This is a genomic window from Priestia sp. YIM B13552, assembly GCF_042787775.1.
In the GTDB taxonomy this organism is placed as follows: domain Bacteria; phylum Bacillota; class Bacilli; order Bacillales; family Bacillaceae_H; genus Priestia; species Priestia megaterium_E.
The window spans coordinates 163,754-183,445 of record NZ_JBHZOU010000001.1 but is presented as its reverse complement, the minus strand read 5'-3'; the positions used below and the strand labels follow the sequence as shown (position 1 = coordinate 183,445).

At 37.3% G+C, this 19,692-nt stretch carries 14 protein-coding genes and 1 pseudogene; 13 read left to right on the top strand and 2 right to left on the bottom strand.

The window, feature by feature from the left end; genetic code table 11:
* The first annotated feature begins 156 nt into the window (after positions 1 to 156).
* A complete protein-coding gene (locus tag ACFX40_RS00920) occupies positions 157 to 378 on the top strand; it encodes a hypothetical protein (protein ID WP_013056286.1) in 222 nt (73 codons plus the stop codon).
* 155 nt (positions 379 to 533) lie between these two features.
* Positions 534 to 734 carry a hypothetical protein gene (locus ACFX40_RS00915; RefSeq protein WP_028408123.1) on the top strand — a complete coding sequence of 67 codons (201 nt, stop codon included), beginning with the start codon at positions 534 to 536 and terminating at the stop codon, positions 732 to 734.
* Positions 735 to 823: 89 nt separating this feature from the next.
* Here the strand turns inward: ACFX40_RS00915 and ACFX40_RS00910 are convergent, their stop codons facing one another.
* On the bottom strand, positions 824 to 1,033 hold the full coding sequence (locus tag ACFX40_RS00910) for an alpha/beta-type small acid-soluble spore protein (RefSeq protein ID WP_013058452.1): 210 nt from the start codon (positions 1,031 to 1,033) through the stop codon (positions 824 to 826).
* A 90-nt stretch (positions 1,034 to 1,123) separates the two neighbouring features.
* Positions 1,124 to 2,107 (bottom strand): LacI family DNA-binding transcriptional regulator, encoded by a 984-nt coding sequence (locus ACFX40_RS00905; RefSeq protein ID WP_028408124.1) that lies wholly within the window; start codon positions 2,105 to 2,107, stop codon positions 1,124 to 1,126.
* A 310-nt stretch (positions 2,108 to 2,417) separates the two neighbouring features.
* Here ACFX40_RS00905 and ACFX40_RS00900 point away from each other — a divergent pair, with 310 nt between their 5' ends.
* From ACFX40_RS00900 to map, 11 genes and pseudogenes are all read left to right on the top strand, one after another.
* Positions 2,418 to 3,659, top strand: coding sequence for an MFS transporter (locus ACFX40_RS00900; RefSeq protein WP_323599960.1), 1,242 nt, complete (start codon positions 2,418 to 2,420; stop codon positions 3,657 to 3,659).
* A gap of 21 nt (positions 3,660 to 3,680) precedes the next feature.
* Positions 3,681 to 5,138: a glycoside hydrolase family 32 protein gene (locus tag ACFX40_RS00895; RefSeq protein ID WP_028408126.1), complete on the top strand. Its 1,458-nt coding sequence runs from the start codon at positions 3,681 to 3,683 to the stop codon at positions 5,136 to 5,138.
* Between the two features lie 272 nt (positions 5,139 to 5,410).
* Complete coding sequence (locus tag ACFX40_RS00890; RefSeq protein ID WP_098332354.1) at positions 5,411 to 6,871, top strand: protein adenylyltransferase SelO; 1,461 nt, start codon at positions 5,411 to 5,413, stop codon at positions 6,869 to 6,871.
* 590 nt (positions 6,872 to 7,461) lie between these two features.
* Positions 7,462 to 8,913, top strand: a complete 1,452-nt coding sequence (locus tag ACFX40_RS00885; RefSeq protein ID WP_098248946.1) for a glycoside hydrolase family 68 protein — start codon at positions 7,462 to 7,464, stop codon at positions 8,911 to 8,913.
* A 352-nt stretch (positions 8,914 to 9,265) separates the two neighbouring features.
* Positions 9,266 to 12,052, top strand: a complete 2,787-nt coding sequence (locus ACFX40_RS00880; RefSeq protein ID WP_377253865.1) for a sigma-54-dependent transcriptional regulator — start codon at positions 9,266 to 9,268, stop codon at positions 12,050 to 12,052.
* Between the two features lie 254 nt (positions 12,053 to 12,306).
* Entirely contained in the window at positions 12,307 to 12,747 is a 441-nt protein-coding gene (locus tag ACFX40_RS00875; protein WP_014460796.1) for a mannose/fructose/sorbose PTS transporter subunit IIA, read from the top strand.
* Positions 12,744 to 13,238 carry a PTS sugar transporter subunit IIB gene (locus ACFX40_RS00870; protein ID WP_013056296.1) on the top strand — a complete coding sequence of 165 codons (495 nt, stop codon included), beginning with the start codon at positions 12,744 to 12,746 and terminating at the stop codon, positions 13,236 to 13,238. The genes ACFX40_RS00875 and ACFX40_RS00870 overlap by 4 nt, the downstream gene beginning before the upstream one ends.
* Positions 13,239 to 13,250: 12 nt before the next feature.
* Positions 13,251 to 14,060 carry a PTS mannose/fructose/sorbose transporter subunit IIC gene (locus ACFX40_RS00865; RefSeq protein WP_028408130.1) on the top strand — a complete coding sequence of 270 codons (810 nt, stop codon included), beginning with the start codon at positions 13,251 to 13,253 and terminating at the stop codon, positions 14,058 to 14,060.
* A gap of 26 nt (positions 14,061 to 14,086) precedes the next feature.
* Complete coding sequence (locus ACFX40_RS00860) at positions 14,087 to 14,914, top strand: mannose/fructose/sorbose PTS transporter subunit IID (RefSeq protein WP_013056298.1); 828 nt, start codon at positions 14,087 to 14,089, stop codon at positions 14,912 to 14,914.
* A gap of 86 nt (positions 14,915 to 15,000) precedes the next feature.
* A complete protein-coding gene (locus ACFX40_RS00855) occupies positions 15,001 to 18,579 on the top strand; it encodes a glycoside hydrolase family 32 protein (RefSeq protein WP_377253863.1) in 3,579 nt (1,192 codons plus the stop codon).
* A 194-nt stretch (positions 18,580 to 18,773) separates the two neighbouring features.
* Positions 18,774 to 19,569, top strand: a pseudogene (gene map / locus ACFX40_RS00850) (type I methionyl aminopeptidase).
* Positions 19,570 to 19,692 lie beyond the last annotated feature (123 nt).

Sequence of the window (19,692 nt, the reverse complement as noted above, 5' to 3'; positions counted from 1 at the left end):
CTATGCATTTTCATAAGTAAAAAGCAAAACAAAAAAACGGCTGAGAAAAGCCGTTTTTTTGTTTTGTTTAAATGAAAGATACAAGAAAAATGTCATTGTACGCTGATAGTTTGGATAAACTATAGTCGTTCATATAACGTAAAGGGAGCGATTGTTATGAGAAGCCACAGATATATTATTAAAGATTCACTAAAAGCTGATGAAGTTGCCCGAGATTTGGAACTGCAGCTGGATATAAACCGAATGTCGGATGTCAGAATCCTTTCGGTAAATGCACAAAACGAAATACTCGTTCAAATGGAGGAGGAGAACGAAGAAGCAGGAGATGTTATTGATGTATTTATGAAAGAGTATAAAACCGCAGAAATTATTGAATAGCATGTAGTTGAGAAGAATATTGAGGGGTTTCGTTGAATAAATAAAAAGAAAACACCTTTACTTTTTATTAAAAAAGAACACACGAAGAAAACTTCTTGGTTATCAAGAAGTTTCTTTTGTATCTGAACATTCGTTTATATAGGTAGGGAGAGGTGATGAAGGTGAAAAGAAATAGTGAGGGTCACGTCTTTTTTATTATTCTCGGAGGGCTGTTTATTTTAATAGGCACACTCTTTGCAAATACTTCCGTTTATTTTCTCATCTCCGGATGGATAGCAGCTGTCTGTTGTTTAGGAATCAGCGCTGTACTAAAGAAAGGAAAAACAAAATCAGTCAGTAAAGAGGAGGAAGAATAATAATTTTTATATAAAGATGGAAAGTAAATATATGAAAAGGAAGAATGGATCTCCATTCTTCCTTAAGTCATGGTGTGTATGAAATTGTCTTAGAAACGTCCGCCGCCAAGTTGTTGCTCAGCTAATTGTACAAGACGTTTTGTGATTTCGCCGCCTACTGATCCGTTTGCACGTGCAGTAGTGTCAGCTCCTAAATTTACTCCGAACTCGCTAGCGATTTCATATTTCATTTGATCGATTGCTTGTTCAGCTCCGTATACTAATAATTCATTATTATTGCTGCTTTTGTTGTTTGCCATTGTATTCAACTCCTTTCTGTAACGTTAAGGTGTGAATAAAAGAAGAAGAATATACAACAAACTGATATTTATTTTATAAAAAACGTATCTTTACGTTGTTTGTCCTTCTAGAAGCTTAACGGGAAGGCAGATTTCACGAGGTATATTGCTGAATTCTCCTTCAATTTCTTTTAGTAAAATATCAATGGCTGTTTGAGCAATCGATTCGATGGGTTGTTGAACTGTAGTTAGACCAGGTAACAAAGTCTGACTGGTCTCCGTTCCGTCATAGCCCACGATTTTTAAATCTCTTGGGATATTTTTTCCTCTTTTTTGTGCTTCCGCAACTACTAAAGCTGCAAGTAAGTCATCACTTGCAAAAATACCATCTACTTCCGGATGTTCTTCAAAAACCTTAGAAATAGTTTCTCGCTGAATGTTGCGGTCAAAGGTATTTGAAATTTCATACGTGATAGGCTGTTTTCCGTCCTTTTTCATCACGTTTTCATAAGCTTTCCTTCTTAAGTTAGCTGGAGTTTCAAGTTTAAGGGGGCCGTTAATATGAACAATATGCTTACAACCTTTTGAAATGAGCAATTCTGTGGCTTGTTTTCCTCCAGCATAGTTATCAGAAGATACGGTAGGAATATCTGTTGATAAATAATGATCCACTGCTACCACAGGAAGACTTTGACTTTCTGAATCAAAAATACCTCTGTTATAAGTAACGGCAATAACACCATCTACCTGATTTCTGATGAGCATCTCTACATATTTTTTTTCTTTATCAATTCGATTAAGACTGTTACAAAGAAGTACTTTGTAGTTAAGGGAAGCACATATACTTTCAATGTGAAAGGCTAACTCTCCGAAAAAAGGGTTGCTCGTTTGCGGGACGATCATACCTATTAAATTTGTTCGCTTATTAAATAATGAACGTGCAATATCGTTTGGGAAATAATTAATTTCTTTCATTGCTTTATAAACATTTTCTCGTGTTTCTTTGCTTATGTAACCACGGTTATTTAATACACGAGAAACGGTAGTCGGTGAAACACCTGCAATTTTTGCTACATCACTAATCTTGGCTTTCATCTAGTTTCCTCCTAATTTCTCCAAAACATTGCTTTTATAGTATATATCAGACATGTAAAAGGCTTAAAATAAATTGCAATCAAGCAAATAGTTTTCTAATTGTTCGTTTTCTTTTGAACGATAAAAATCTATATAAGGATTGTAAACGGTTTATTAAACAATTTAAACATACCACAAAGCCCACTTTTCCGCCTAATACAATCTTTTTTTAATATAAAATGTGAAACCGGTTGACATAAAATCAAATTTGAAAGTGCTTTCATTTTGTTAGATAAAAGATTTTATATCTTAAGCTAAAGGGGTAACTAAAATGAAAAGTTCAAAAAGTTTATATTGGAAGCTGAGTGCATATTTTTTCTTCTTCTTTTTTACGTGGTCGTCGAGCTACTCTTTATTTTCTATCTGGTTAGGGCAAGAGATTAAGTTGAACGGATCAGCAACAGGCTTAATCTTTTCTATAAACGCTATCTTTGCTTTGTGTATGCAGCCTTTGTACGGATATATATCTGACAGGATAGGTTTAAAGAAACACATTTTATTTTTTATTAGCTGTCTTTTAGTGTTTGTAGGACCATTTTATATTTTTGTTTATGGACCTTTACTTCAATACAATGTGTTGATAGGAGCTATTATTGGAGGACTATATTTAGGAGTGGCGTTTTTGGCGGGCATCGGAGCGATTGAAACCTACATAGAGAAAGTCAGCCGAAAATATAAATTTGAGTACGGAAAATCTAGAATGTGGGGTTCATTAGGCTGGGCTGCAGCTACGTTTTTTGCAGGACAATTATTTAATATTAATCCTCACATTAATTTTTGGGTGGCATCTGTTTCAGCGATTATCTTAGTGGCTATTATTTTTTCTGTAAAGGTAGAAATGAGCAGCTATGAAATGGAAAAGGCTGAATCCGTCACGCTGAGAGATGTAGGCAGTTTATTCTTATTGAAGGAATTTTGGTTTTTTATGATTTATGTTGTTGGCGTTACATGCGTATATGGGGTATACGATCAGCAATTTCCTATCTATTATGCATCTTTGTTTCCTACTGAATCGATAGGTAACCAAGTATTTGGCTACTTAAATTCGTTTCAAGTATTTTTAGAAGCTGGAATGATGTTCGCAGCACCGTTTATTGTAAATAAGATCGGTGCAAAAAACAGTTTAATTTTAGCAGGGTTTCTAATGGGATTTCGTATTATTGGGTCAGGGCTTGTTGTTGGTCCAATCGGAATATCGTCGATGAAACTTATTCATGCATTAGAACTTCCTATTATGCTCATTGCCATCTTTAAATATTTGGCAGCTAACTTTGACACGCGCCTATCTTCTATACTTTATTTGGTTGGATTCCAATTTGCTTCACAAATAGGTGCTTCAGTTCTTTCACCTATAGCGGGAGGATTATATGATGGCGTAGGTTTTTCCCGTACCTATTTAATTATGGGAGGTATGGTTTTGGTATTTAACGTTATTTCGATGTTTACATTACTAAACTCTAAAAAACATAGATTTATAAGAAAAGATGTACAAGAAAACACGCAGATTATATAGGGGGATATGATGATGTTAACGATAAATAAAATCGAGCAAGCTCAACATTCATTAAATGAAGCAGAGAAAAAGGTGAATCATCAATATCGGTTAGGGTATCACATTATGGCGCCAGCGAACTGGATTAATGACCCGAATGGGTTGGTTCAGTATAAAGGAGAATATCATGTTTTTTATCAACATCATCCTTATGACGAGAATTGGGGGCCGATGCATTGGGGGCATGTCAAAAGCAAAGATCTTGTTCATTGGCAGCACTTGCCGATTGCTTTAGCTCCTGGAGATCCATTTGATAAAGATGGATGTTTTTCTGGAAGTGCCGTGGATAACGAAGGAGAGCTTACGTTAATTTATACAGGACATAATTATATAGACAAAGAGCTGGATACTTTTTTTCAAAACCAAAATATAGCTGTTAGTAAAGACGGCATTACCTTTGAAAAAGCAGAGGCTAACCCAGTTATTGCTGAGCCGCCAGCAGATAGTTCTCATCATTTTCGAGACCCCAAAGTATGGAAGTACGAAGATTTCTGGTATATGATTCTAGGAAACTCAACAAAGAAAAAAGAGGGACGTGTTATCTTATACCGGTCTTCAAATTTACGAAAATGGGAATATGTTGGTGTTCTTGCTAAAAGCGATGGAGATCTAGGATATATGTGGGAGTGTCCAGACTTCTTTGAGTTAGACGGAAAGCACGTTTTAATGATTTCTCCTCAAGGGATAGAAGCAAAAGGTGATTCCTATCACAACCTTTTCCAAACGGGATATTTAGTTGGAGAATATAATTATGAAACCAATACATTTCATCACGGGTCATTTACTGAATTAGATTACGGCCACGATTTTTACGCTGTTCAAACACTTTTAGATGATAAAGGGCGGCGAATTGCAATTGGCTGGATGGACATGTGGGAAGCTAATATGCCAACGAAAGAGGATGGATGGTGCGGTGCGCTAACGCTTCCGAGAGAACTAACTTTAAGAGGGGATAAAGTGTTGATGAACCCCGTCCAAGAGCTTACATCACTTCGGAAAACTCAGTATAATATGCTAACCAATAAAGCTCTTTCTAACAGCTATGTAGTAGAAGTAAATGAAGACTTGCTAGAGATACAAGCTGTATTTGATTTAGCGGACTGCCAAGCTTCATCGGTAGGAATAAAAATTCGTGGAATAAACAACGAAGAAACGCTGATGTGTTACAACCTTAATGAGCAAAAGCTATTGCTTGACTGTACTCACTCGGGAAAAGAAGATGGAGTGAGGAAAGCAGCGTTACAAGCAGGTGAGACACTAGCTTTACGAATATTTGTGGACCGTTCTTCCATTGAAGTATTTGCAAACGAAGGACAAGCGACCATGACGAGCCGTATTTATCCAAAAGAAAGCAGGCTCGGAATTGAGTTATTTACTGAAGGAGGAAACGTAATCGTAAAAGAGTTAACGTATTGGAATTTAAAAGATATTTGGGGGTAAAATACAGAGGAAGAAGTATATTAATACTTCTTCTTTTTTGAGCATTTAATAGTTCGTCAACAAAGTGGAGGTATATAAATGGATAAGGCACTTTAGATTAAAAGTACGAGCAAATACGATATAATAGTAAAAGAGATAATGAATGAAAGAGAAACTGTCCTGCTCTAAGATTCCCAGAAGAAAGTAGGATAGAGCAAGGCTACTGCGCTTATAAAACAACGATCAGTAAAGAAAAAATTATGTTTTAAGACACAAAAAGAAAAGGAGATACGATGACTAATCAAAAAGAAACAGGATGGAATTTACGTAATAGCTATGCGGAGTTACCAAACATCTTTTTTACGCCTCTTGATCCTAATCCAGTGAGTTCACCTAAAATAGTTAAATTTAACGACTCTTTAGCCCCATCTCTAGGGTTACAAAAGGAACAGCTGCAAAGCCCAGAAGGAGTTAGCATTTTGGCTGGAAACAGTGTCCCAAAAGGTGCTTTCCCACTTGCACAAGCTTATGGGGGGCATCAATTTGGCCACTTTAACATGCTAGGAGACGGTCGGGCTATGCTGATAGGGGAGCAAGTTACGCCTTCGGGTGAGAAAGTAGACCTTCAGCTTAAAGGCTCAGGCCGAACTCCGTATTCCCGCGGAGGAGATGGACGGGCAGCTCTAGGACCTATGCTGCGTGAGTATATTATTAGTGAAGCCATGCATGCTCTTGGTATTCCAACTACTCGGAGCCTAGCAGTCGTAACAACAGGCGAATCCATTTTTCGTGAAAAAGAACTGCCCGGGGCAATTCTGACGCGTGTAGCTTCCAGTCACCTTCGTTTTGGCACATTTCAGTTCGCTGCAAAATGGGGAACGGTAGAAAACCTTCAAGCTTTAGCTGACTATGCATTAGAACGTCACTTTTCCCATATAGAAAAGAATGAAAAAAAATATTTATCATTGCTTCAAGAAGTGATTAAGCGTCACGCTAAGCTAGTTTCTAAATGGCAGCTTGTTGGTTTTATTCATGGCGTCATGAATACGGATAATATGACAATTAGCGGAGAAACAATTGATTATGGACCATGTGCATTTATGGATACCTATGATCCAGAAACTGTATTTAGTTCAATTGATGTACAAGGGCGCTACGCTTATCAAAATCAACCAGGCATTACAGGGTGGAATCTTGCTAGGTTTGCTGAGGCTTTATTACCGCTATTGGATCAAGATATAGAAAAAGCAGTTGAAATAGCGCAAAGCGCCGTGACGGAATTTCCAAAATTCTATCGGGAAAACTGGCTCGCTGGTATGCAGGCTAAACTTGGGCTTTTTAACGAAGAAAAAGAAGATGAAGCATTATTCCAAGACCTTCTTACAATAATGAAAACCTATAAAGCTGACTATACAAATACGTTTCGTGCATTAACTTTCGAGAAGCTAGAAAATAGTGACTTGTTTGAAAGCAAAGAGTTTGCACAGTGGCATGAGCTATGGCAGCAAAGACTAGGTAGACAACAACAATCTAAAGCGGAGTCACAAGAGCTTATGAAAAATAATAATCCGGCTGTCATTCCTCGAAATCACCGAGTGGAAGAAGCGTTAGACGCAGCACAAAAAGAAGACTACAGCGTCATGGAAACCCTTCTTGAAGTGCTTTCTAGCCCATATGAATCTCCGGGTCAGCCAGAGTATTGTACACCGTCTGCTCCGTCTAATCAGCCTTATCAAACTTACTGTGGAACTTGATCTGCCTAAATAAGAACTGGTATTTAAAAACAGGATAAACGAAATCAAAAAGAGCTCTTTATAAAGAGCTCTTTTTGATTTTCTGAAAAATGTATTATTGATCCATTAAAATGATAGCGATTTCTTGCAAAAATCTACATAAAATTTAACAGGATAAAAGAATCAAAATAAAAAGTGATTATCTGATTCTTTGGTCTCTCATTATTGCCAATAGGAACTATTATATAATAAATTATTCCACTATTTCACAAAAAATACATTAACGATATTTTTTTGAAAATGGTCTACTTTAATAGCTGTAGAAGAGTTTATAAAAAAATATCAGGTTAAATATGACGATGGATTTGCCTATTTAATCAAAAAATGGAAGCTTTAAGACTTTATAACCAAATGAAAAATATAAGAGGAGAAAAATGAGATAATCACTCCATTTTACCTATTTGACTTTTCAATATTATGCAAGTAATCTTGGAAAGGTAATGGAACCGGTTCTGTTATTTCGCCAGATTGATATGACTTCTCGATACATAGAAAATGAATTACTTGTGAGTGACACAAGAAAAGGTATTATACAAAAGGGAGAAAAACAGATGAATATTAAGAAAATCGCAAAGCAAACTACAGCTTTATCTTTTGCTACAGCTCTGTTAGTAGGTGCTGGATCTCAAACATGGGCTGCTGAAAGCAATCATAAAGATACCAACAATAATTATGGAGTTTCCCATATTACGCGTGATAACATGCTGAAAATTCCTCAGCAGCAAAAAAGCGAACAGTTTAAAGTTCCAGCTTTTGATAAATCAACAATCAAAAATATTGCTTCTGCAAAAGGGTACGATAAATCGGGCAATTTAATTGATTTAGACGTATGGGACAGCTGGCCTCTGCAAAATGCTGACGGAACAGTAGCCAACTATCATGGTTACCAAGTTGTATTTGCACTAGCAGGTGATCCGAAAGATGCTGATGATACATCTATTTATGTGTTTTATCAAAAAATCGGTGAAGATTCGATTGACAGTTGGAAAAATGCAGGAAGAGTGTTCAAAGACAGTGACAAATTCGTACCGAATGATCCTCATTTGAAAAAGCAAACACAAGAATGGTCAGGATCTGCTACTTTAACATCAGACGGAAAAATACGCTTATTCTATACTAACTTTTCAGGTACAAACTATGGAAAACAAACCTTAACAACGGCTCAAGTAAATGTATCCCAGCCGGGTGGAGATACGTTAAAAATTGAAGGTGTTGAAGATCATAAATCCATTTTTGATGGTGATGGTAAAAAGTATCAAAATATTCAGCAGTTTATTGACGAAGGCGCATATGGTTCAGGAGATAATCATACGTTGAGAGATCCTCACTATGTAGAGGATAAAGGGCATAAATACCTTGTATTTGAAGCAAACACAGGAACTGAAGATGGTTATCAAGGTGAAGATTCCCTTTACAATCGAGCTTACTACGGTGGAAATAATCCATTTTTCCAATCAGAAAAAGAGAAATTACTGCAGAGCTCTAATAAAAAGAAAGCCTCTTTAGCAAACGGTGCATTAGGTATTGTTGAACTAAATAACGATTATACCTTGAAAAAAGTAATGGATCCACTGATTACTTCAAACACGGTGACAGATGAAATTGAACGCGCAAATGTATTTAAAAAAGATGGGAAATGGTACTTATTTACAGATTCTCGCGGATCTAAAATGACTATTGATGGTATCGGCCAAGATGACGTATATATGCTAGGATACGTATCAAATACGCTGACAGGAAAATACAAGCCGCTAAATGATACAGGACTTGTTTTACATATGGACCTCGATCCTAATGACAAAACGTTTACGTATTCACATTTTGCAGTTCCACAAGTGAAAGGAGACAATGTCGTCATTACAAGTTACATGACAAACAGAGGCTTCTATTCAGAGGAACATTCTACTTTTGCTCCTAGCTTCTTATTAAATATTAAAGGATCAAAAACAGCTGTTGTGAAAAACAGTATTTTACCACAAGGGCAATTAAGTACGGACAAATAATTTTTAAAAACGAAAGAAGATGGCGGTAACTGCTGCTGTTTTCTTTCGTTTTATTATTTAATCAAAAATGTGCTGTAACCGCAGTGCTGATTAAATAAAAAAGCAGTGTACACATTGATAGTTATTTAAAGAAAATGAAACATTCAGACAGACTATAACTTTAAGAATGAAACCGGTTGACATGCAGGTTTGACTAACTTAATATATTTACATATAATGGTTTGAAACGTTTTCCTAGATTAGTATGACATGAGGGTACTTGTAGATGAAATAGCTTGTAGTAGTAGGGAATGATCATTTCTTTGAAAGAGAAAATTCCAATCGTTAACTGAAAATAAAGAAGGTGCTTCTAATGAAACGAATTGATAAGGTATACAATCAGCTGTTGAGTAATTTTCAAGAGTTTACAGAAGTGGAACTGTTACATAAACAAGGAAGCTCAGCGATTGAAATTGCTGAACAGTTAGATTTAGAGAGATCTAATGTAAGTCTTGAACTTAACAAACTTGTCCGCATGCAAAAAGTAATCAAAATTAAAATGTTCCCCGTTCGCTACGTTCCGCTAGAGATTGTTGAAATCATTTGTCGTCAAAAGTGGGATACGAATAAGATGGAAGTAGAAAAGCTAGAGCAGCTATCTAATGGGGGAAAAGAAGAAGCTCTTCCTGCTAATCCTTTTGAATTAATGATTGGAGCTACCGGAAGTTTGAAAAAATCGATTTCTCAAGCAAAAGCTGCTGTTCTTTACCCGCCTAATGGATTACATATGCTGCTATTAGGTCCCACGGGATCGGGAAAATCTCTTTTTGCAAAACGAATCTATCAATTTGCCTTATATTCAGAGAGGCTAAAAACAGATGCCCCGTTCATTACCTTTAACTGCGCTGATTATTACCATAATCCTCAATTACTTCTTTCTCAGTTATTTGGTCATAAGCAAGGGAGTTTCACCGGAGCAACTGAAAGTAAAGTAGGTTTAGTAGAACAAGCAAATGAAGGTATTCTCTTTATGGATGAAGTACACCGGCTTCCTCCCGAAGGCCAAGAAATGCTTTTCTATCTCATTGATCAAGGTACGTATAACCGTCTAGGGGAAACAGATCATAAGCGAACGTCTAAGGTATTAATTATTTGTGCTACAACTGAAAATCCCGGTTCAGCCTTACTGCAAACTTTCTTAAGAAGAATTCCGATGACTATCCATATTCCCTCATTAGAAGAGAGGTCTTTAAAAGAAAAAATTCGCCTCACCACGTTTCTTTTAGAACAGGAGGCTAAACGAATTAATAAAAAGCTAAGTGTCCACATTGATGTATTAAATGCTTTAATCCACACTGAAAAATTCGGGAATGTAGGGCAGTTAAAGTCGAATGTGCAGCTCGTTTGCGCACACGGATTTTTAAATAACCTTGATAGTAAACATATGGTGGAACTTACAGTGCGAGATCTGCCTGACGATATTAAACGAGATTGGATTTCAAATAGTAAAAATATGGAGCGCAGCAAAAAAATTTCTGAATATGTAAACCTTAAAACGATTATCTCCCCGGCTATGGAGAGCCAAGAAATAAAAATGGAGGAAGACGTATCATTTAATTTATATCAGTTAATAGAAGAAAAAGTAGATGTTTTAACAAAAGAAGGTTTATCTCAAGAAGACATCAATCAGTATATTCTTACCGACATTCATTTGAATGTTCGAAGCTTTTTTAATCAAAAAAATGGCCAGAGCTCTAATTTAATGAAGTTTGTGGAAGACGATGTGATTCAGCTTACAAAAGAATTAAAACAGTTGGCTGAAAAAGAATTGAACTGTAAATTTGATCGCAGGTTTATTCATTTTTTAAGTATGCATATGGAATCCTTTTTAAAGCGAAAAAAACAAGTAGACGTATTAAATACAAAGGAGATAGATGAAATTCGCGAAACATATCCAAAAGAATATGCGGTAGCACTGCTTTTTAAAAATCGAATTGAAAAGTGGTTTAACATCACCGTGCCAGAAATAGAAGTTATTTATCTCACAATGGTTATTCAATCAATTCGAACGTTAGAAGAAAATAAACGAGTAGGAATTGTAGTTGCTGCCCATGGAAACAGCACGGCAACTTCTATGGTTGAAGTTGCTACGGAGCTTTTAGGAAGCACTCCTATTATAGCTATTGATGTGCCTTTGACGGTATCTCCAGTTGAAATTGTAGACAGGTTAACCCAAGGAATTAAGAAAGTAGATGAAGGAGAAGGCGTATTAATGCTTGTGGACATGGGTTCGCTTGCCATGTTAGAAAGCAAGTTGGAACAAAAAACAGGGACTAAGATTAAAACCATCAGCAATGTGACGACGTCTATGGTGTTAGACACCGTTAGAAAAGTAAATTATTTAGATTTAAATTTATATGCCATATTTGACTCGGTGCAAAAAGACTTTATGGAATTTATAGATAAACAGCAGCACGTGTTTGGAAAGAAGAAAGCACTTGTTTCTATTTGTACAACAGGAAGCGGTACAGCAAAACAATTAGAAAAAATCTTAACGATTATTTCACGCAAAGTATCTCAAGAACCTATTAAAATTTTAACCGTTTCTTCTATTAAATTAGCAGCAAATATTCGAGAAATTCAAAAAGAATATGAAATTGTTGCAACGGCAGGCACTAAAAATCCAAGGATTGATGCGCCTCATGTATCATTAGAAGTCCTCATTGAAGGGCAGGGAGAGCGAATACTTCAACAGGCAATTACAAAAGAAACGATAAGCTATGATGATGAGAAAACCGAAGCGAATATTGTGGTGCGTGAACTTTGCGAAGAAAACTTGCGAAAGTACCTTCTATTTATCAATCCGTACCTCATAAGTGAAATTCTGTTAGAGTGGTTAAGTCATGTACAAGATGAGTTAGAAATGGAATTAAGCAACACTGTTATGATTCGAATTGTGATGCATACAGCCTTTGCTTTAGAAAGAATGATAAAAAATGAACCTCTTACTTTTCCCGAGGATGAAGAAATCACTCACCAGTTAGAAAACATTTATCAAAAAACGGAAAAAACATTACAAGCCGTCGAAAAAAAGCTGAAACTTACCTTAACAAGAGATGAAAAATTATTTATTGCCACCATTTTTGCGGATGAAATGTAAAAATCATATTATAATTCTGAGAAACTAGTTTGATTTATATGCCACTAGTTTCTTTTTTTATCCCATTTTTTAAATAACAGAAAAACCTGTATTAAAACGAATGACGTTTTGATACAGGTTTGTTTATTTTAAGGAACCTGTATCAACAACACAGAAAAAGGTATTGAAAAATAAATGAAAGCGCTTAATACTCTTTGTTGGCACGATACTTGCAATAAATAAGTGTAGAACGTAAAAGAGAGGAGCAAGTGTACATGATTTCAGTCATTATTAGTGGACATGGTGATTTCGCGCCAGCGTTAGAGGGGTCTTCCAAAATGATATTTGGTGAAGAGAATCACGTAGTAGCCGTACCTTTTCTAAAAGGAGAGGGTATCCAAACCCTTGAAGAAAAATATAAGCAGGCATTAGAGGAAATGCCCTTAGAAAATGAAGTGCTTTTTTTAGTAGATATTTTCGGAGGCACACCCTACAATGCGGCTACTCCATATATCCTTAAAAATAAAACAGCGGATATGGTATCCGGAGTTAACTTGCCTATGCTATTAGAAGTGTTAGCCATGAGGGAACACGTTACATTAAAAGAGATGCTAGGAAGATTAAAGCAAGTGAATGAAGAAAGTTTTCAAGTGTGCAGTGAACATTTGGAGAAAATCCAGCAAGCAAACCAAATCGGAGAGGATGGATTATTATGAAAATCGTTTTAGCAAGAATTGATGACCGCTTTATTCACGGGCAGGTATTAACAAGATGGATCAAAACAAATGCAGCAGATCGAATTATCATTGTTTCAGATGAGGTGGCAGCGGATGAAATGCGAAAAACGCTTATTCTTTCTGTGGCTCCTTCGAATGTAAAGGCGAGCGCTGTCTCGATTTCTAAAATGACAAAAGCATTTCACAGCCCTCGCTATCAGGATACAACAGCCATGCTGCTGTTTGAAAACCCCGCAGACATTGTCGCTCTTGTTCAAGCGGGCGTACCTATTGAGACAGTAAACGTAGGGGGCATGCGTTTTGCTAATGACCGAAAACAAATCACTAAATCTGTAAGCGTTACCGAAAAAGATATCGATGCTTTTGAGAAACTGCAGGAACTAGGCGTAAAGCTTGAGCTGCGCCAATTACCTTCAGATTCTAGTGAAAATTTTATTCAACTACTGAGAAACGAAACAAAAATCAAATAAGGAGATGAGTTTATGTCTTCCATACAAATTATTTTATTATTAGTCATTGCAGCAGTAACTGGTATCGCAAGCGTGTTGGACGAAGGGCAATCCCATCGTCCTCTCATTGCCTGTACGTTAGTAGGCTTGGTACTTGGAGATTTAAAAACCGGCATTATTTTAGGTGGAACACTGGAATTAATGGCTCTTGGATGGATGAATGTTGGATTGGCGATGGCACCTGATACGGCTATTGCTTCTGTTATTTCAACTATTTTAGTTATCACAGCTGGTCAGGGGATTGGTGAAGGCATTGCGGTAGCCATAGCTTTAGCAGCTGCAGGGCAAGTACTCACCATTTTTGTTCGTACCATCACAGTATTTTTAATTCATCGGGCTGATAAGTACGCGGAAGAAGGAAACTTTAAAGGAATTGAAATTATGCATATTACTGCTATGGGTTTTCAGGCTCTCCGCGTTATGATTCCAACTTTAATTGTTACATTAATCAGCGTAAGCGCCGTGCAAACTTTCCTCGGAAATATTCCGGAAGTTATTACAAAAGGCCTGCAAATTGGGGGAGGCATTATCGTGGTCGTAGGATATGCCATGGTTATCAATATGATGAACATTCCTCATTTAAAGCCCTTTTTCTATATCGGGTTCTTATTGGCGGCATTTACAGGGTTTAACCTGGTAGGATTTGGAGCGCTGGGTCTTTGTTTAGCACTTCTTTATCAACAAGTAATGCAGCAGCGAAATCAAATGCAGCCGGCAGGCGTTCCCGCAGCTACAGGGAGCGAACAAGTATATGATGATGACGATGATGATTTAGATGCCTAAATGGCGAACTTAAGGGAGGGATAGAGATGGAAAATGAAAAAAGATTAACGAAAAAAGATATCTTTAGCATGTTCATTCGTTCGAATTTTTTACTCGGTTCATTTAACTTTGAGCGTGTTCAAGCAATGGGCTATTGCTATGTCATGATTCCAGCAATCAAACGCTTATATGGACCGGGAGCTCAGCGAAATGCAGCATTAAAGCGTCATTTAGAATGGTTCAATACACACCCATGGATTTCTGCACCTATATTCGGCGTCACGGCAGCAATGGAAGAAGAAATGGCAAACAAAAAAGATTTTGATGAAAAAGCTATCAGCGGAATGAAAATTGGATTAATGGGCCCGCTTGCTGGTGTAGGAGACCCTATTTTCTGGGGAACGCTTCGACCAGTTCTTGCAGCCCTAGGCGCATCGCTTGCGTTAGGCGGGAATATTGCCGGCCCACTGCTGTTTTTCATCTTAATTAATGCAATTCGATTAAGTACAAAATATTATGGATTAAAATATGGCTACTTAAAAGGAACAGAAATTTTAAAAGATTTAGTAGGCAATCGAATTCAAAAACTGACGGAAGGTGCATCCATTTTGGGACTCTTCGTAATGGGAGCGTTAGTTTCGAAATGGACCACTATTAATATACCAGTGGTTGTTTCTAGGATCAAAGATGATTCTGGTAAAGTTGTGGTAAAAACCGTGCAAGACGTACTTGATAGTATTCTACCGGGGCTGCTTCCTTTAGCTCTAACTCTATTAGTAGCATGGATGCTTCGAAAAGGCACAAATCCGCTGCTTATTATTTTCGGTATTTTCTTAATTGGTATAGGGGGTTATTGGATAGGCTTTTTAGGGTGATAAATAAGAGGAGTCATCTATTCTTCTAGCATCTGCTGGTGAAAATGTTTTACATAACCAGTATGCAAATAAAGGAGGAAAGGAAGATGAAAAGAATCGTTAAAAAGTTATTGATGATTGGAGTCGCTTGTTCCATAAGCTTGTTTTCTGCATACCCTGTATTAGCTGATAATACAGGGTATTATCAAGAAAAATACCGGAATCAATTTCATTTTTCTCCAGAAGCGAACTGGATGAACGATCCAAATGGAATGGTCTATTATAACGGAGAGTATCACCTTTTTTATCAGTATTATCCTTATGGTACCACTTGGGGACCTATGCACTGGGGGCATGCAGTTAGTACAGATTTAGTGAAATGGAAACACCTGCCGATTGCTCTTTCTCCAGACGAGAACGGAGAGATTTTTTCAGGAAGTGCCGTTATCGATTGGAATAATACCGCAGGGTTTGGAAAAGAAGCAATGGTAGCTATCTTTACACACTCGGGCAGAAAAGGACAAGTGCAAAGTCTAGCATACAGCAAGGACAGCGGAAGAACGTGGACCAAGTATGAAGGAAATCCTGTTATGCCCAATCCCCCAGTTCCTGACTGGCGCGACCCAAAAGTGTTTTGGCACGAGCAAACCAAGCAGTGGGTGATGTCTTTAGCTGCTAAAGATAAAATTATGTTTTATACATCACCTGACTTGAAAAGTTGGAAATACGCAAGTGAGTTTGGACCTGATGGAGGCATCCAAGCAAACGGTCAAAATGGTGCCTACTCATATACTTTATCCGAACAAAAAGGTCAATCCTTTACTCTGGAGGGAGAAATTACGCTTGTAGAAAAGAATGGACGCGCAGGCGCAGGCGGTCTTGTTTTTCGTTCTAATAAAGACGCAACAAACGCATATACCGTCAATTTAGATGCAGAAAAGAACCTCTTAACACTTAACAAAGTGGAGAAAGGAAACGTAACGACCGTTGTTTCAAAGCCGATGAGGCTTGATACATCACAAGCATATCATGTAAAAGTAGAAACAAACAGTCACTACTTAAAGGTACTGTTAAATGGAAAACAGGTTCTAGAAGGCAGTGATGCATCTTTTGAAAATGGTCAGTTTGGATTAACAGCATGGAATTCCACAGCTGTCTTTCGTCATGTTAAATTTACGAATCAATCTAATTTTATAACCAATCTATCTAACTGGAAACCTGTTACGGGAACGTGGAATGATACTGCTGATGGAAAAACCGGTAAATCTGACAGCGATGGATATATCATGAGTGAAGAACAGGGAGATCAGTTCATTTTTAAGTCAAATATGACATTTTTAGATGGAAATCCTGGTTCAGGTGCACTACTCTTTCGGGCAGACGCGGAAGCCAAAAACGGATATATAGCTAGCGTGGATGCTTCTAAAGATACAATCAAACTAGTAAAGCTTCAAAATGGCATTTCAACTGTCCTTGCCGAAATCAACGCAAAAATTGATGCGAGCAAATCACATCAAGTAAAAGTAACTGCCTCGGGAAATAAACTTGATTTGTATATAGACGATAACTTCACCCTTACTGCAAAAGATGAAACTTTTTCAAAAGGATTGTTTGGATTACATGTTCATCAATCTTCAGTCCGGTTTCAAGATGTTAACATGACCAAGTTTATTGATACAGATGAAAAGGAAATTAAAAATAAAAGTTTTGAAACAGGCGATCTCACCGGCTGGAAAACGATAAAAGGAAATGCATTCACAAACGATCATGTAACGGATGCCACCGCAAATTGGAGCGGTCTCTTTGAACAAAAAGGAAAGTATCATTTATGGGGATTTTCCGATAAGCAAGACGGCGATAATGCCACTGGAGAATTACATTCATCTTATTTTAAATTGAGCGGATCAGGTGAAATCAATTTGTTAATGGGAGGCGGAAACGACCCCACAAACCGCTATGTCTCCTTAGTCAGGGCCTCTGACGATAAAGAATTGATTCGTCAAGCGAATACAAAGTTTGCAGATGAAAAGTATCAGCGCTACGTATGGGATGCTTCTAAGTATATAAGAGAAGTATTGTACGTTAAAGCCGTTGATCAAGCTGTAGGCGGATGGGGGCACATTAATCTAGATGATATTAATGTATTTAATACAGAAAAAATGCCGGAGAAAATAGACAGTGTAGCAAAAGAACCGGAGGAAGTTAAACAAAGGGAAAGCGGAGAGCTTTCAGATTGGAATACTGTGTCAGGAGAATGGGTGGAATCAACTCATGGAAGCAACGGAGGGATTTGGGAGTGTCCTACTTTACTCGAACTGCCGGTTGATGGAGACAGTACAAAGAAAAAATGGGTGCTGCAAGTCAGCATCAATGATGGAGCGGCAGCTGGAGGTTCAGGTATGCAGTACTTTGTTGGTGATTTTGACGGGAAAACATTTAAAAATGAAAACCCGCCAGAGGAAGTGCTTTGGACAGATTATGGTGCCGACTTTTATGCTGCTGTAGATTGGAGCGGAGTTGAAGGAGATAACGGAGAAAAGTATTGGCTAGGCTGGATGAGCAACTGGCAATATGCCAACAATACCCCAACTACTACTTGGAGAAGTTCTATGTCAATTCCAAGAAAAATAGAACTCACCAACACAGCAAAAGGGCTTCGTTTAAAACAAATACCTGTTTCAATTGATTCAATTCGCAATAAGCAAGAAAAAAAGGTGTTAAAGAATCTGATGGTCGTTGAAAATAAAAATCTTCTTTCAGGCATACAGGAAAACAAATATGAAATTATGGCAGAATTTGATGTTTCTAATACAGATGCACAAGAATTTGGTTTTCAAATTCAAAAAGAAGGCAGTGAAAATACAAAAGTCAGCTATAACGTAAACAAGCAGCGATTATTTGTTGACCGAACAAACTCTGGAAGTTTTGATTTTGGTGAAGATGTGAAAGGCAAACACTCTGCTTCCATGCTTCCAAAAGACGGAAAGGTTAAGCTTCATATGTTTGTAGACCAGTCATCTGTAGAAGTATTTGGTAATGACGGCACAGAAGTAATAACAGATCAGCTCTTTCCGACGCTTTCAAGTAATAAAATAAGGCTTTATAGCAAAGGAGGAGCTGTGAAATTGAATTCCTTGAAGATGTATCCATTAAAATCTATTTGGAATAAAAGTCCTGTTGAAACAAACTTATCAGGGTGGAAAAGCATTAGCGGACTATGGGCCGATACGATTAACGGAAAACAAGGACGAAGCAAAGAAGATTCCTTTACCTTATCATCAGAAAATGCAAAGAATTTTATATATGGGGCAAAGATAAAGGTGTTAGACGATCCTGTTTCAAATTCTACAGGAGCAGGAGCGTTAGTATTCCGTTCGGATGAACAGGCAAATAACGCTTACGCTGCGAATGTAGATGTGCTTAATAATCAAGTAAAACTCATTGCGTTTAGAGACGGAATAGGAAAGGACCTCATTATTTACAATGATGGGGGAAAGCTGGATTTAAAGACAAATACGGATTATCGCTTGAAAGTAACGGCTGAAGGAGAACACATTCAAGTTTATCTCAATGATAAGCTTGTGATTGATGCAGTGGACCATACCTTTTCAGAAGGCTATGCGGGGTTGAACGCGTGGAATTCTACTAGTTTGTTTAATGATGTGAAGTTTGAAACAGTGGATTAAGGAATTGCGAAAGCTTCTGCTTGTTTGAGGGAGCTTTTATATACCATAAAAAAGCATGCTGCGGTAAAGTAGCATGCTTTTTTGAATTCCATAGGTTAGTGAAGAGGATTTTGACATATGATAAATATCTTACTAGTCTAATTAATTGTACATTTTAGTTCTTAAAAGGTCTTTTGAAAAATCCTCATAAAAATATGATAAAATCGGATAGGATATATATTTCGAGGAAGGAAAGTGTTTTTTATGATTATTGGTAACGAACAAGATTTAGAAAGTTTACGCAAAATTGGACGCATCGTTGCACTTGCGCGCGAAGAGATGAAAAACCAAGCAAAAGCAGGCATGACAACAAAAGAGCTTGATATGATCGGTAAAAAAATATTGGATGAACACGGTGCTATTTCTGCACCTGAAAAAGAATATAATTTCCCAGGTGTAACGTGCATTAGTGTAAACGAAGAAGTGGCTCACGGTATTCCGGGAGATCGAGTATTAAAAGATGGCGATTTAGTCAATGTGGATGTATCTGCCGTACTTGACGGCTATTATTCAGATACGGGTATTTCATTTGTTATTGGGCAAGACGAAGAAAAAGAAAAGCTGTGCCAGGCTGCAGTAGATGCATTTTGGGCAGCCATGAAAAAAGTAAAAGCTGGTTCAAAACAAAACCAAATTGGTCGCGCTGTCTCTAACTTTGCACATCAAAACGGATATGCTGTTATTGAAAACTTAACGGGTCACGGTGTGGGCCGCAGCTTGCATGACGCTCCTAACCATATTTTAAACTATTATGATCCAATGGATAAAGCCCTTTTGAAAAAAGGCCTTGTTATTGCTGTCGAACCATTTATCTCTATGAAAGCTGATCATATCATTGAACGCGGAGACGACGGCTGGACGTTTGTTACACCTGATAATAGTCTTGTAGCACAGTGTGAACATACGATTGTGGTAACAAACGGCGAACCGATTATTTTAACTGAACTATAATCAAGTTTCGCACGTCTTCTTATTTTTATAGATTCCATTAATTAATAAAAAGCTACTTCACTTAGCAATGTTTTTTTATTGTGTTATAGTGAGGTGGCTTTTTTGATTTATTATGCAATGAAT